The organism is Streptomyces sp. NPDC026575, from assembly GCF_055567415.1.
This window is the reverse complement of record NZ_JBVHQM010000027.1, coordinates 70,634-83,744: the sequence shown is the minus strand read 5'-3', so window position 1 is coordinate 83,744 and position 13,111 is coordinate 70,634. Positions and strand designations below refer to the sequence as shown.

Genomic DNA, 13,111 nt, shown 5'->3' with positions numbered 1-13,111 from the left:
GAGGGGGGGGCCGGCCTCGGGGGTGGGGGCCATGCACACGACAGGGGGGTGCGCCCCCTGTTGTTGCTGCCACGCGTCGCGGTCAGAAGACCTTCCCGGGGTTCAGGATGCCGCGGGGGTCGAAGACTTGCTTGATGCCGCGGTGCAACTCCAGTCCCACCTCGCCCAGTTCGCGGGCCAGCCAGTCCTTCTTCAGGATGCCGACGCCGTGTTCGCCGGTGATGGTGCCGCCGAGCGCGAGGCCGAGCGCCATGATCTCGTCGAAGGACTCGTGGGCGCGGCGCTCCTCGTCCTGGTCGGCCGGGTCGAAGCAGACCAGGGGGTGGGTGTTGCCGTCTCCGGCGTGCGCGCAGACGCCGATGGTCAGGCCGTACTTCTCGGCGATGGCGGTGGTGCCTTCGAGCATGGCGGCGAGCTGGGAGCGCGGGACGCAGACGTCGTCGATCAGCATGGCGGGCTTGATCCGCTCCAGGGCGGTGAAGGCGAGCCTGCGGGCCTGGAGCAGCAGCTCGGACTCGGCGGGGCCGTCGGCGGGGACGACCTGGGTGGCGCCGGCCTCCTCGCACAGCGCGCCGACGGCGGCGAGGTCGGCGGACGGGTCGGGGCTGTCGAAGGCGGCCAGCAGCAGCACCTCGGTGGACTCCGGCAGGCCCATCTGCGCCATGTCGTTGACGGCGCGGACGCTCGTGCGGTCCATCAGCTCCAGGAGCGAGGGGGCGTGGCCGCGGGCCATGATCTCGCAGACGGCCCGGCCGGCCGCGGCCACGGAGGCGAACTCGGCGACGAGGGCGAGCTGTCGGGGCGGGTTGGGCTTGAGGGCGAGGGTGGCGCCCACGACGACGCCGAGGCTGCCCTCGGAGCCCACGAAGAGGCGGGTGAGGTCGTAGCCCGCCACGCCCTTGGCGGTGCGGCGGCCGGTCTTGAGCAGGCGCCCGTCGGCGAGGACGACGTCCAGGCCGAGGACGTACTCGGCGGTGACGCCGTACTTCACACAGCACAGGCCGCCGGCCGCGGTGCCGATGTTCCCGCCGATGGTGCACGTCTCCCAACTGGAGGGGTCCGGCGGGTAGTAGAGGCCGTGCTCGTTGACCGCGCGGGAGAGCACGGCGTTGACGACGCCCGGTTCGACGACCGCGAGCCGGTCGACGGGGTTGATCTCCAGGATGCGGTCCATCTTCACCAGGGACAGCACGATGCAGCCGTCGGTGGCGTTGGCCGCGCCGGACACTCCCGTGCGCGCGCCCTGCGGGACGACCGGGACGCCCAGCTCGGTCGCCGTCCTCATCACATGCTGGACGTGTTCGACGGTGCGGGGCAGCACGACGACCGCGGGGGCGCCCGCCGCGCAGAAGTTGGCCATGTCGCGGGCGTAGGAGCCGGTGACGTCCGGGTCGGTCAGGACGGCTTCCGCGGGGAGCCCGGCGCGCAGGTGTGCGATGAGGTCCATGCCTCAAGCCTCGCACCCGTGGGCCGTACACGGAAGATCGCGTACGGCCCACGGTGCGGCCGGCGCGTGGCGCCGTCTTCCGGGGCGGCGGTGGCCGGGTGGCGGGCGGGCGGCCCGGTCAGAGGTTGCCGCGGCGCTCCTGCTCGCGCTCGATCGCCTCGAACAGCGCCTTGAAGTTGCCCTTGCCGAAGCCCAGGGAGCCGTGCCGCTCGATCATCTCGAAGAAGACGGTCGGGCGGTCCTGGACCGGCTTGGTGAAGATCTGCAGCAGATAGCCGTCCTCGTCGCGGTCGGCGAGGATCTTCAGCTCGCGCAGTTCGTCGATCGGCACGCGGGTGTCGCCCACCCACTCGCCGAGGGTGTCGTAGTAGGAGTCGGGCACGTCGAGGAACTCCACGCCGGCGGCGCGCATCTGACGCACGGTGGCGACGATGTCGTTGGTGGCCAGGGCGATGTGCTGCACGCCGGGGCCGCCGTAGAACTCCAGGTACTCGTCGATCTGCGACTTCTTCTTGGCGATCGCGGGCTCGTTGATCGGGAACTTGACCTTCTTGGTGCCGTCCGCGACGACCTTGGACATCAGCGCGGAGTACTCGGTGGCGATGTCGTCGCCGACGAACTCCTTCATGTTGGTGAAGCCCATGACGCGGTTGTAGAAGGCCACCCACTCGTTCATCCTGCCGAGTTCGACGTTGCCGACGCAGTGGTCGATGGCCTGGAAGAAGCGCTTGGCCGGCGGCTCGACCACGGGCGGCGCGGCGACGAAGCCGGGCAGGTAGGGGCCGTCGTAGCCGGTGCGCTCGACGAGGGTGTGCCGGGTCTGCCCGTAGGTGGCGATGGCCGCCAGGACGACGGTGCCGTGGTCGTCCTTGAGTTCGTAGGGCTCCTCCAGGCCGGTGGCGCCGTGGGCGACGGCGTACTCGTAGGCGGCGCGGGCGTCGGGGACCTCGATGGCGAGGTCGACGACGCCGTCGCCGTGGGCCGCGACGTGGTCGGCGAGGAAGCGGCCCCGTTCGGTGACGGGCTTGATGACGGAGGTGAAGACGAACCGGGCGCCGCCGGATTCGAGCACATAGCTCGCGGTCTCGCGGCTGCCGTGCTCCGGCCCGGAGTAGGCGACGCGCTTCATGCCGAAGGCGGTGGAGTAGTAGTGCGCGGCCTGCTTGGCGTTGCCGACGGCGAAGACGACCGCGTCCATCCCCTTGACCGGGAAGGGGTCCGCCTGCCGAGCCGTGCTGGGGGTGGTGGGCTGGGTGTGCATCGTGGTGTCTGCCATGGGCGCAGAGTCCCTCCGATCCACAAGGTGCGCAATAGTTTCGGAATTCTCTGGGCATTATGCATAGCGATAGGGCGGCTATTCCGGGCTATCTGTACATGATGACCATCGAAATCGAAGGAGTCGGCGATGGCGATCGATCATTTGGACGGGGCGCTGCTGGAGCTGCTGGCGAAGGAGCCGCGGATCGGGGTGCTGGAGGCGTCGCGGCGGCTGGGGGTGGCGCGCGGGACGGTCCAGGCCAGGCTCGACCGGCTTCAGTCGAATGGAGTGATCCGGGGCTTCGGGCCGGACGTGGACCCCGCCGCGCTGGGCTATCCCGTCACCGCCTTCGCGACCCTGGAGATCAAACAGGGCCAAGGAAACGACGTACGGGCGCACTTGACCACCGTTCCCGAGGTGCTGGAGCTGCATACAACGACGGGACATGGGGACATGCTCTGCAGGCTCGTCGCCCGCTCCAACGCCGATCTGCAGCGGGTGATCGACCGGGTCGTGGGCTTTGATGGCATTGTGCGGGCATCGACGGCGATCGTGATGGAAAACCCGGTTCCGTTCCGGATCATCCCGCTGGTGCAGCAGGCTTCGGAAGACTGACCGACCGAGGAGAGCGACGGGTGAGCTTCTGGGAGTACGTCGAAAACCGGCACGCCCAGCTGCTGATGGACACATATCAGCACGCCAGCGCGGTCTTCCAGTGCATGGTGCTCGCCACCGTGCTGGGGGTCTGCGTCGGGGTCGTGACCTACCGCAGCGGCTGGGCGGGCAGCCTCGCCACCACCGCGACCGCCACCATTTTGACCGTCCCCTCGCTGGCCATGATCGGCCTGCTGATCCCGTTGGTGGGCCTGGGCGTCCTGCCGACGGTCATCGCGCTGACCCTGTACGGGCTGCTGCCGGTGGTCCGCAACTCCATCGTCGGGCTGCGCGGGGTGGACCCGGCGCTGGTGGACGCGGCCAAGGGCATCGGGATGTCGCGCACCGCCCGGCTGCTGCGGGTCGAACTGCCGCTGGCCTGGCCGCCCATCCTCACCGGCATCCGGGTCGCCACCCAGATGCTGATGGGCATCGCCGCCATCGCCGCCTTCGCCTCCGGTCCCGGTCTGGGCAACGAGATCTTCCGCGGGATCGCCTCGCTGGGCAGCGCCAACTCCCTCAACCAGGTGCTCGCCGGCACCCTCGGGATCGCCGTCCTCGCCCTCCTCTTCGACGCCGTGTACGTCCTGATCGGACGCCTGACCATCTCCAGGGGGATCCGTGCCTGAGCCGACCGGGAAGCCGACGAGCGCCGCCGCCTCGGGCGCGAGCATCCAGCTGGAGAACCTGACGAAGGTCTATCCCGGCAACCCCAACCCGGCCGTGGACGACGTCAACATGGAGATCAGGGCCGGCGAGACAGTGATCTTCGTGGGGCCTTCGGGCTGCGGCAAGTCCACCACCCTGAAGATGATCAACCGGCTGATCGAGCCGACGTCCGGCCGGATCCGGATCGGCGACGAGGACGTCACCGGCATCGACCCGGTCCGGCTGCGCCGCAAGGTCGGCTACGCCATCCAGGCCTCCGGCCTCTTCCCGCACATGACGGTCGCCCAGAACATCGCCCTGGTCCCCAAGATGACCGGCTGGTCCAGGAGCCGGATCGCCGCCCGGGTCGAGGAGATGCTCGACCTGGTCGGGCTGGACCCCGGCGAGTTCCACGACCGCTACCCGCGCCAGCTCTCCGGCGGCCAGCAGCAGCGCGTCGGCGTGGCCCGGGCGCTGGCCGCCGACCCGCCGGTGCTGCTGATGGACGAGCCGTTCGGCGCCGTCGACCCGATCACCCGCGACCACCTCCAGGACGAGCTGATCCGGCTCCAGCACGAGCTGCACAAGACCATCTGCTTCGTCACCCACGACTTCGACGAGGCCATCAAGCTCGGCGACCGCATCGCGGTGCTCCGCGAGCGCTCGCACATCGCCCAGTTCGACACCCCCGAGGCGATCCTGACCAACCCCGCCGACGACTTCGTCTCCGGCTTCGTGGGCGCGGGCGCGGCGCTCAAGCGGCTGAACCTGACCCGCGTACGGGACGTGGGCGTGGTCGACTTCCCCACCGCCGGGGTCGACGATCCGCTGCAGTCCGTCTTCGACCTGCTGGGCTCCGGCGCGCACAACGAGCTGCTGCTGCTGGACCGCAACCGCCGCCCCTACAAGTGGCTGCGCCGCAGCGATCTCGCCCGTGCCAAGGGGTCGCTGGCGCGGGCCGGCACCCTGGTCGCCGACACCGTCACCCGGGACGCGACGCTGCGCGACGCCCTGGAGGCGGTGCTCACCGACAACGCGGGCCGGGTCGCGGTCACCGGGCGGCGCGGCGAGTTCATCGGGGTGGTCGACATGGAGACGCTGATGAACAACGTCCATGAACTGCTGGAGGCGGACCGCCTGGAGGCCGCCGACCAGCAGCACCGCCTCCAGGAGCAGCACAGCCGCCGCACCCAGCAGGAACAGGAGGGCCTGGGCGGCGCGGGCGGCCCCGAGGGCGTTCCCGGGAGCCGGGCGTGAGCGCCGGCGACGGCGGCGGTGCGGGGCCGGGCGAGCACCGGTCGCGCACCCGGCACCGGCCGAGCACCCATGAGGCCCTCGCCTTCCGCGACGGCGTCGAGATGGAGCAGCGGGAGGTGGCGGCCGGTGAGGCGCCCGTCCCCTCCGCCCCGTCCGGTGAGCGCCGGATCAGCTGGCAGAAGTGGACCTTCATGCCGGCGTTCCTGCTCGCCGTGCTGCTGGCCACCTGGCTGTGGTTCAGCGGCGCCCGGCTGGACTCCATCGCCCACCAGGCGGTGGACGACGGCAAGGTGTGGCTGGCGCTGCGCCAGCACCTCGTGCTCACCGTGGTCTCCACGTTCTTCGTCCTGATCATCGCGATCCCGCTGGGTATCGCGCTGACCCGGTCCCGGCTGCGCCGCGCCACCCCCTTCGCGATGGCCGTCGCCAACCTCGGCCAGGCCGTGCCCGCCCTGGGCCTGCTGATCCTGCTGGTGATCTGGCTGGGCATCGGCCCCCGCTCGGCGATCGTCGGCATGGTCCTGTACGCCGTGCTGCCGGTGCTGGCCAACACCATCGCGGGGCTGCGCGGTATCGATCCGACGCTGACCGAGGCGGCCCGGGGCATCGGCATGTCCGCCACCGGCGTACTGACCAAGGTCGAGCTGCCGCTGGCGGTGCCGCTGATCCTGGCGGGCGTGCGGACCGCGCTGGTGCTGAACGTCGGCACCGCGACGCTGGCCACCTTCGGCGGGGGCGGCGGCCTGGGCGATCTGATCTCGGCGGGCATCGTCACCCAGCGGATGCCGGTGCTCATCCTCGGCTCGGTGCTGACGGTGGTGCTCGCCCTGCTCGTGGAGTGGCTGGCCTCGCTCGCGGAGCTGCTGCTGCGGCCGCGCGGCCTGGAGGTGGCCACATGAGCGCCCGCCGGCGCCGGGCCGGCCGGCCGCTCACCGTCGTCGCGCTGCTGGCGGCGCTCGCCCTCGGCGGCTGCGGCCTGGTCAGCGGCAGCGCGATGACCGACAACGTGCTGCCGGGGCCGAACGCCGGCTACCCGGACCGGCCGCTCACCGGGGCGCAGCTGACCGTGACCTCGAAGGAGTTCACCGAGCAGATCGTGCTCGGCCAGATCATGGGCCTGGTCTTCGAGGCGGCCGGCGCCAAGGTCATCGACAAGACCAGCATCCAGGGCTCGATCGGCGCGCGGGAGGCCGTCAAGTCCGGAACGGCGGACGCCGCGTACGAGTACACCGGCACCGGCTGGATCACCTACCTCGGCCACACCACGCCCGTCGTCGATCCGCAGGAGCAGTGGCGGGTGGTCCGCGACGAGGACCGGAAGAACGGCGTCGTCTGGCTGCCGCCCTCGACGCTGAACAACACCTACGCGCTGGCGCTGAGCCCCGCCGATGCCGCGAAGTACGGCACCAGGACGCTCTCCGACCTGGGCGAACTGCTCAAGAAGGACCCCGGCGCGGTCACCTTGTGCGTGGAGAACGAGTTCGCCACCCGCAACGACGGGCTGCCGGGCATGACCCGCAAGTACGGCATGAGGATCCCGCCCGCCCAGGTGCAGCGGATGGCCGCCGGTGTCATCTACACCCAGATCGAGCAGGGCGGCAGCTGCACGTTCGGCGAGGTGTACACCACCGACGGCCGGATCAAGGCGATGAATCTGCGGGTGCTCGCCGACGACCGGCACTTCTTCCCCAACTACAACGCCGCTCCCGAGATCAACGCCGCGTCGCTGAAGAAGCACCCGGCCATGGCCGAGGTGCTGGCCCCGGTCACCAAGGCCCTGGACAACACCGTCGCCCGGGAGCTCAACCGCAGGGTCGACGTGGACGGCGAGGACCCGCACGAGGTCGCCAAGGACTGGCTGCTGCAGGAGGGGTTCATCAAGGAGGGGTAGGGCCTGTCCGATGGGTCCTGGCCGGGCCCGACCCATCGGACAGGCCCTAGGGACACCCCTCGGCGCGACGGGCCGCCGTCGGCCTTCCCGGCTCAGCAGCTGGGGAGCCTGCCGCCGGCCCGCAGCGCCTTCAGCGCGTCCACCGCGCCGTCGAGGGTGGTCACCGGGATCAGCCGCATCCCCTTCGGCAGCTCCGCCCGCGCGTCCGCGCACTCCTTGCGGGGCACCAGGAAGACCGAGGCGCCGTCGCGGTGCGCCGCCTGCGTCTTCAGCGGGACGCCGCCGACCGCGCCGACCCTGCCGCCGGCGGTGATCGTTCCGGTACCGGCGATGGTCCGGCCGCCGGTCAGGTCGTGGCCCGCGCCGTCCCCGTCGAGCTTGTCGACGATGCCGAGGGCGAACATCAGCCCGGCGCTGGGCCCGCCGACGTCCGCGAGGCTCAGCTTGACCTTGATGTCCTTGGAGGACCTGCCCAGCTGGTCGAGGGCGGCCGCGGTGGCGGTGTCCTGCGAGTGCTCCATCTGCTCGGCGTTGTGCTCGGCGATCTCCTCGGTGCTGTCGCCCACCGGGTAGACCGCCTCCCGGGGCATCACGGCCTCGTCGGTACGGAACCAGGCCCGGGCGATGTCCGTCAGATGCACCGATGCCTCCGGGCCGGTGGCGACGATCGAGGTCATCCGCAGCTGCCCGCTCGTCTTCCGGGTCCCGGCACCGGCGATGGTGATCACCGGCTTGCCCTTGTCGTCGCCGAGCACGTTCGCCGTCATCCCCGGGTACGCCACCGAGTACGGCAGCGGGGCGAGGATCGCGGTGACCAGGAGGCCGAGGACAAGGGCGGTGCAGAGCGCCAGGGCGCGAGCGCGGGAAGACACTCCGCCACCCTAATTGACCCCCGCCCCACCAGGCCCTTATGGCGCTACGGGCTCACCGCACGGCCACGGGCCCTTCACACTCCGTGGACGCGGCCGGGCGCGGCGGGCGGACACCGGGGCCGCGGTCACCGCGCCGGGGCGGCCGGCCGCACACCAGCGCCCCGGCCTCACCGCAGCGCCTCGGACACCTCCCGGGCCGCGTCGATCACCCGCGTGCCGATCCGCTCGGAGACGTTGTCCGCGAGCATCACCACGCCCACGCTGCCCTCGATCCCGCTCACCCCGAGCAGCGGCGCCGCCGCACCGCTGGCGCCGGCCTCCAACTCCCCGTGCGTCAGGGCGAGTCCGGCGTCCTGGAGCCGGCCCTGGCGGGCCTTGAGGATCGCCCGCCCGGCGGCCCCCCGGTCCAGCGGATGGCGGAAGCCGGCGCGGTAGGCGACGTGGTAGTCGGTCCAGGTCGGCTCGACGACGGCGACGGCCAGCGCCTCCGTGCCGTCGACCAGGGTGAGGTGCGCGGTGGCCCCCACGTCCTCGGCGAGCGACCGCAGGGCGGGCAGCGCCGCCTCTCTGACCAGCGGGTGCACCTGACGGCCCAGGCGCAGTACGCCCAGGCCCACCCGGGCCCGGCCGCCGATGTCGCGGCGCACCAGGGCGTGCTGCTCCAGGGTGGCCAGCAGGCGGTAGACGACGGTGCGGTTGACGCCGAGCTTGTGGGACAGCTCGGTGACGGTCAGCCCGTGGTCGGTGTCGGCGAGAAGTTTCAGGACGCGCAGTCCACGGTCGAGTGTCTGGGAGGTCTCTGCGGTCACGACGCCCCTCCTGGGTGAGTGGCGGCACTCGGGCGCGACGCGCTGCGGGTCCCGGAGCAGCGCGCGCAAGAGGCCGCCGGCCGCATGGCACCGGCTGCGCTCCGCGGCGGCGCTGCCACGGGGCGTGTGCGTGACCGGGACAGTAGCGAGCCAGTCCGGTCAGCGGAAGAGTCCGTCCAGAATCCGGGCTTCCACGCCTGGAATATCCCGATTGGCCCGCTCATGAGGGCGTGTTGTGCTTCAGCCTGGGCTGAAAGTCACGGGTCGGTCACGGCACGGGAAGCGGGTGGCACCCCGCGTCCGCGGAGCGCCACCCGCCGGGGGGGACGCGCTCAGCGCATCCGCGTCGCCCACTCCCGGACCTTCTTGATCCGCTCGCTCAGCTGCCCGGCGGTGGCCTCCGCGCTCGGCGGTCCGCCGCACACCCGGCGCAGCTCGGTGTGGATCACGCCGTGCGGTTTGCCGCTCTGGTGGACATACGCCCCCACCAGCGTGTTCAGCTGCTTCCGCAGCTCCAGCAGCTCCTTGTGCGTGACCACCGGGCGCCGCTCGGCCGGGATCTCCAGCAGATCCGCCTCCGCGTCCGGCTTCTTCCGGCTGTGGGCAATCTGCCGGGCCTGCCGCTTCTGCAGCAGCATCTGCACCTGGTCGGGCTCCAGCAGCCCGGGGATGCCGAGGTAGTCCTGCTCCTCCTCGCTGCCCGCATGGGCCTGCATACCGAACTCTGCGCCGTCGTAGAGGACCCGGTCGAAGACCGCCTCGGACTCCAGCGCCTCGAACGAGAACTGCTCCTGCTCCCCGGTGTCCTCGTCCTGCTCCTTGTTCGCCTCCTCCATCTCCTTCTCGGATTCGGCGTACGGGTCCTCCTCGCCGTCCTTCTTCGGCTTGTCGAGCACGTGATCGCGCTCGACCTCCATCTCGTTGGCGAAGCCGAGCAGCGTCGGAACGGTGGGAAGGAAGACGGAGGCCGTCTCACCGCGCTTGCGGGAGCGGACGAAGCGCCCCACGGCCTGCGCGAAGAACAGCGGCGTGGAGATGGTGGTGGCGTACACCCCGACCGCCAGGCGCGGCACGTCGACGCCCTCCGACACCATCCGCACCGCCACCATCCAGCGGTCCTGCGAGTGCGAGAAGTCGTCGATGCGCTGCGAGGCACCGGAGTCGTCGGACAGCACGAGGGTGGCGCCCTGCCCGGTGATCTCCCGGATCAGCTTGGCGTACGCCCGCGCCTGCTCCTGGTCGGAGGCGATGACCAGCGCGCCGGCGTCCGGGATGGACTTGCGGACCTCGGTCAGCCGCTGGTCGGCGGCCCGCAGCACGTTCGGCATCCAGTCGCCGCGCGGATCCAGCGCCGTCCGCCATGCCTGCGAGACCGCATCCTTGGTCATCGGCTCGCCGAGCCGCGCCGCTATCTCGTCGCCGGCCTTGGTCCGCCAGCGCATGTTGCCGCTGTAGGAGAGGAAGATGACCGGCCGGACCACGCCGTCGCCCAGCGCGTTGCCGTAGCCGTAGGTGTAGTCGGCGGCCGACCGCCGGATGCCGTCGTTGCCCTCCTCGTACGTCACGAACGGGATCGGGTTGGTGTCCGACCGGAAGGGCGTACCGGTCAGCGCGAGCCGCCGGGTGGCCGGCTCGAACGCCTCCAGGCACGCCTCGCCCCAGGACTTCGAGTCGCCGGCGTGGTGGATCTCGTCGAGGATCACCAGCGTCTTGCGCTGCTCGATCCGGTTGCGGTGCAGCATGGGCCGTACGCCCACACCCGCGTAGGTCACCGCGACGCCGTGGTACTCGCGGCCCAGCGGCCCGGCGCTGTACTCCGGGTCGAGCTTGATGCCCACCCGGGCCGCCGCCTCCGCCCACTGCTTCTTCAGGTGCTCCGTCGGCGCGACGACCGTGACCTGCTGCACGACGTGGTGGTGCAGCAGCCACGAGGCGAGGGTGAGCGCGAAGGTCGTCTTGCCGGCCCCGGGCGTCGCCACGGCGAGGAAGTCTCTCGGCTGGCTCTGGATGTAGCGGTCCATGGCCGCCTGCTGCCAGGCACGCAGCTTGTTCGCGGTACCCCAAGGGGCCCGGCCGGGAAAGGCCGGGGACAGGTGATGGCTGTTGGTGGCGCTGGTGGTGGTAGTCACGGTCTCCGTCGGCTGGGTCGGCGGTCGGCAACCGCGCAAGCCTATCCGCTGCGCTTGGCCGGCTTCCCACGTGTTCGGGTGGCCCGCCGTGCGCTGCGCTGTGCCGCGGCCCACGTTGTCGGCTGGCCCGCCGTGCGGGTTGCGGTGGTTCGCCTGCGGCGGGCGGGGCCGCTGCGCGGGGCTGTTCGGCCGCCGGTGACGGGCCTGCGGGGTTGGGTGTTCGGACTGCTGCGCTTTACGTCCGAACACCCAACCCCGCAGACCCGCCCCCTCCCGTGAGTGGGAAGGAAGAAGGCCGGTGGGAGCGTCCCCATGTGGTCCAGTGCCCGTCACCGACCGAGTCCCTCCCACTCCCCCTGCCCCCTACCCCCTGCCGCAACGGTGACCAGCCACGACGGCGAGAGTCCGGCAGCATCAACGACGACCGCAACCCACCCACCCCACCCACCCACGGGAGGGGACGGGCCGGAGGGGCAGGGGTGTGGGACGTAAAGCGCAGCAGTCCCACACCCCTGCCCCGCAGGCCCGTCACCGGCACCCGAAAGCCCCGCGCAGCGGACCCCGCCCGCCGCTGGGGGTACCTCCCACGCCCTTTAGGCAGTGGGGGAGCAACGGCGACAAACCACCACGGCGGGACAGCCGACAACGTGGGACATCAGCCAAGCGCAGCGGAACGCCTCAGACGGACCGACACCCCCGCCCCCGCCGCCGCGACGACGGCCATCGCCGCGAACACCGCCGCGAAGGCCGCCGGATGGGCGGCCGAGCCGGCGGAGGCAGTCGTCGCGGGGGCCTGCGCAGCCATCCCGCCGCCGAAGGCGACGAAGAGGACGCCGCTGATGCCGACGAAGGTCACATTGCCCAGCGCGTCCGACATCTGCAGGGAGGCGGAGTTGCTGCCGGCCTCCTCCGGGCGGGACAGCTTGAGCAGCAGCACGCCGCCGCTGGAGATGTTCAGGCCCATGCCGAAGCCGCCGACCGTCCAGGCCGCCGCGACGATCCAGACCGGGACCCCGTCGAGCAGGACCAGCGGCACCACCGCGATCGCCGCCGCCAGGAGCAGCATCCCCAGGCCCATCAGGCGCTCCCGGTGCGGTTCGAGGCGCCGGCGGCTCTGGACGTACGAGCCGAGCGCCCAGGTCAGTCCGCCGCCGGTGAGGGAGAGCCCGGCGAGCGTCGCGGACAGGCCGCGCTGGGTGACCAGCAGCAGCGGGATGAAGCTCTCGGCGGCGACCAGCGCACCGGCCGCCAGACCGCGCATCAGCACGACGGTCGGCAGGCCGCGCGCCGCCCGGAACGTGCCGCGGGGCAGCAGCCGCACGATGGCCGGCACCAGCAGGGCCAGCCCGGCGAGGGCGAGCGGCAGGGCGGACCAGGCCGGATGCTGGCCCGCGTACTGCAGCAGGCTCGCGCCCACCGCGACGGCCAGCGCGAGCCGGCAGCGCCGGTCGGTCAGAACGTGCCGCACCCCGCCGCGCGGACCCGGCTCGGTACGCGGCAGCTTGCGCAGCGCCGGCAGCATCACCGCGAGCGGCAGCAGTATCAGCGCGGGGATGGCGAGGAAGACCCAGCGCCAGCCGAGCTGTTCGGTGACGGTCCCGGCGAGCAGCGGGCCGACGATCACCGGTACCACCCAGGCCGCCGAGAACGACGCCATGATCGACGGGCGCAGCCGCTCGGGGTAGGCGCGGCCGACGACGACGTACAGCGAGACCACCACCAGCCCGCCGCCGATGCCCTGCACCCCGCGGCCCGCGATGAACATCCCCATGCTCTGCGCGCCGCCGGCGACCAGCAGCCCCGCCCCGAACGCGGCGATCCCGGTGAACAGCGGCGCGAGCGGCCCGCGCCGGTCGCTCCACTCGCCCGAGAGCGCCATCGCGAACAGGCTCGCGGTGAAGAAGGCGGAGAAGGCGAAGGCGTAGCGGCCGATGCCGTCCAGGGCGTGGGCGGCGACGGGCATCGCGGTGTTCACGGCGCTGGCCTCGAAGGCGACGAGGGAGACGACGGAGACGATGCCCAGGGTGAGGGCGCGGTGGGTGCGGCCGAGGACACCGTCGGTGCTGTCGGCGGTGCCGTCGGCGGTTGCCTTGCCGGAGGGCGCGGTCAGGGCGGGGCGGTCAGCGGTCATCGGGCCAGCGTAAGG

At 71.8% G+C, this 13,111-nt stretch carries 11 protein-coding genes; 5 read left to right on the top strand and 6 right to left on the bottom strand.

Features of this window, described 5'->3' with window-relative positions; translation table 11 throughout:
- Positions 1-82: 82 nt before the first annotated feature.
- Entirely contained in the window at positions 83-1,447 is a 1,365-nt protein-coding gene (locus ACZ4NB_RS30535; protein ID WP_467666280.1) for an FAD-binding oxidoreductase, read from the bottom strand.
- A gap of 118 nt (positions 1,448-1,565) precedes the next feature.
- Positions 1,566-2,723 carry a 4-hydroxyphenylpyruvate dioxygenase gene (hppD, locus tag ACZ4NB_RS30530; protein ID WP_467666279.1) on the bottom strand — a complete coding sequence of 386 codons (1,158 nt, stop codon included), beginning with the start codon at positions 2,721-2,723 and terminating at the stop codon, positions 1,566-1,568.
- Between the two features lie 129 nt (positions 2,724-2,852).
- Here hppD and ACZ4NB_RS30525 point away from each other — a divergent pair, with 129 nt between their 5' ends.
- The 5 genes from ACZ4NB_RS30525 to ACZ4NB_RS30505 all read left to right on the top strand — a co-directional run bounded on the left by ACZ4NB_RS30525 (position 2,853) and on the right by ACZ4NB_RS30505 (position 7,155).
- Positions 2,853-3,320, top strand: coding sequence for an Lrp/AsnC family transcriptional regulator (locus ACZ4NB_RS30525; protein ID WP_467666278.1), 468 nt, complete (start codon positions 2,853-2,855; stop codon positions 3,318-3,320).
- A gap of 20 nt (positions 3,321-3,340) precedes the next feature.
- Positions 3,341-3,988, top strand: coding sequence for an ABC transporter permease (locus tag ACZ4NB_RS30520; RefSeq protein WP_467666277.1), 648 nt, complete (start codon positions 3,341-3,343; stop codon positions 3,986-3,988).
- The gene (locus ACZ4NB_RS30515; RefSeq protein ID WP_467666276.1) at positions 3,981-5,264 is read left to right on the top strand and encodes a betaine/proline/choline family ABC transporter ATP-binding protein; all 1,284 of its coding nucleotides are present in this window, start codon (positions 3,981-3,983) and stop codon (positions 5,262-5,264) included. The genes ACZ4NB_RS30520 and ACZ4NB_RS30515 overlap by 8 nt, the downstream gene beginning before the upstream one ends.
- A 101-nt stretch (positions 5,265-5,365) precedes the next feature.
- The gene (locus ACZ4NB_RS30510) at positions 5,366-6,163 is read left to right on the top strand and encodes an ABC transporter permease (protein ID WP_467666311.1); all 798 of its coding nucleotides are present in this window, start codon (positions 5,366-5,368) and stop codon (positions 6,161-6,163) included.
- Positions 6,160-7,155, top strand: a complete 996-nt coding sequence (locus ACZ4NB_RS30505) for a glycine betaine ABC transporter substrate-binding protein (RefSeq protein ID WP_467666275.1) — start codon at positions 6,160-6,162, stop codon at positions 7,153-7,155. The genes ACZ4NB_RS30510 and ACZ4NB_RS30505 overlap by 4 nt, the downstream gene beginning before the upstream one ends.
- A 92-nt stretch (positions 7,156-7,247) precedes the next feature.
- Here ACZ4NB_RS30505 and ACZ4NB_RS30500 read toward each other — a convergent pair whose 3' ends face one another.
- The 4 genes from ACZ4NB_RS30500 to ACZ4NB_RS30485 form a co-directional block, all read right to left on the bottom strand.
- Positions 7,248-8,027: a S16 family serine protease gene (locus tag ACZ4NB_RS30500; RefSeq protein ID WP_467666274.1), complete on the bottom strand. Its 780-nt coding sequence runs from the start codon at positions 8,025-8,027 to the stop codon at positions 7,248-7,250.
- Positions 8,028-8,194: 167 nt separating this feature from the next.
- Positions 8,195-8,836 carry an IclR family transcriptional regulator gene (locus ACZ4NB_RS30495; protein WP_467666273.1) on the bottom strand — a complete coding sequence of 214 codons (642 nt, stop codon included), beginning with the start codon at positions 8,834-8,836 and terminating at the stop codon, positions 8,195-8,197.
- A 332-nt stretch (positions 8,837-9,168) separates the two neighbouring features.
- Positions 9,169-10,965, bottom strand: coding sequence for a DEAD/DEAH box helicase (locus ACZ4NB_RS30490; RefSeq protein WP_467666272.1), 1,797 nt, complete (start codon positions 10,963-10,965; stop codon positions 9,169-9,171).
- Positions 10,966-11,620: 655 nt separating this feature from the next.
- Complete coding sequence (locus ACZ4NB_RS30485) at positions 11,621-13,096, bottom strand: MFS transporter (protein WP_467666271.1); 1,476 nt, start codon at positions 13,094-13,096, stop codon at positions 11,621-11,623.
- Between the last annotated feature and the right edge of the window lie 15 nt (positions 13,097-13,111).

What these genes read in the sequence shown, in the direction of transcription:
- ACZ4NB_RS30485 (WP_467666271.1), bottom strand. Translation starts at nt 13,096, where the DNA reads ATGACCGCTGACCGCCCCGCCCTGACCGCGCCCTCCGGCAAGGCAACC.
- ACZ4NB_RS30510 (WP_467666311.1), top strand. Translation starts at nt 5,366, where the DNA reads ATGGAGCAGCGGGAGGTGGCGGCCGGTGAGGCGCCCGTCCCCTCCGCC.
- ACZ4NB_RS30525 (WP_467666278.1), top strand. Translation starts at nt 2,853, where the DNA reads ATGGCGATCGATCATTTGGACGGGGCGCTGCTGGAGCTGCTGGCGAAG.
- hppD (WP_467666279.1), bottom strand. Translation starts at nt 2,723, where the DNA reads ATGGCAGACACCACGATGCACACCCAGCCCACCACCCCCAGCACGGCT.
- ACZ4NB_RS30535 (WP_467666280.1), bottom strand. Translation starts at nt 1,447, where the DNA reads ATGGACCTCATCGCACACCTGCGCGCCGGGCTCCCCGCGGAAGCCGTC.
- ACZ4NB_RS30505 (WP_467666275.1), top strand. Translation starts at nt 6,160, where the DNA reads ATGAGCGCCCGCCGGCGCCGGGCCGGCCGGCCGCTCACCGTCGTCGCG.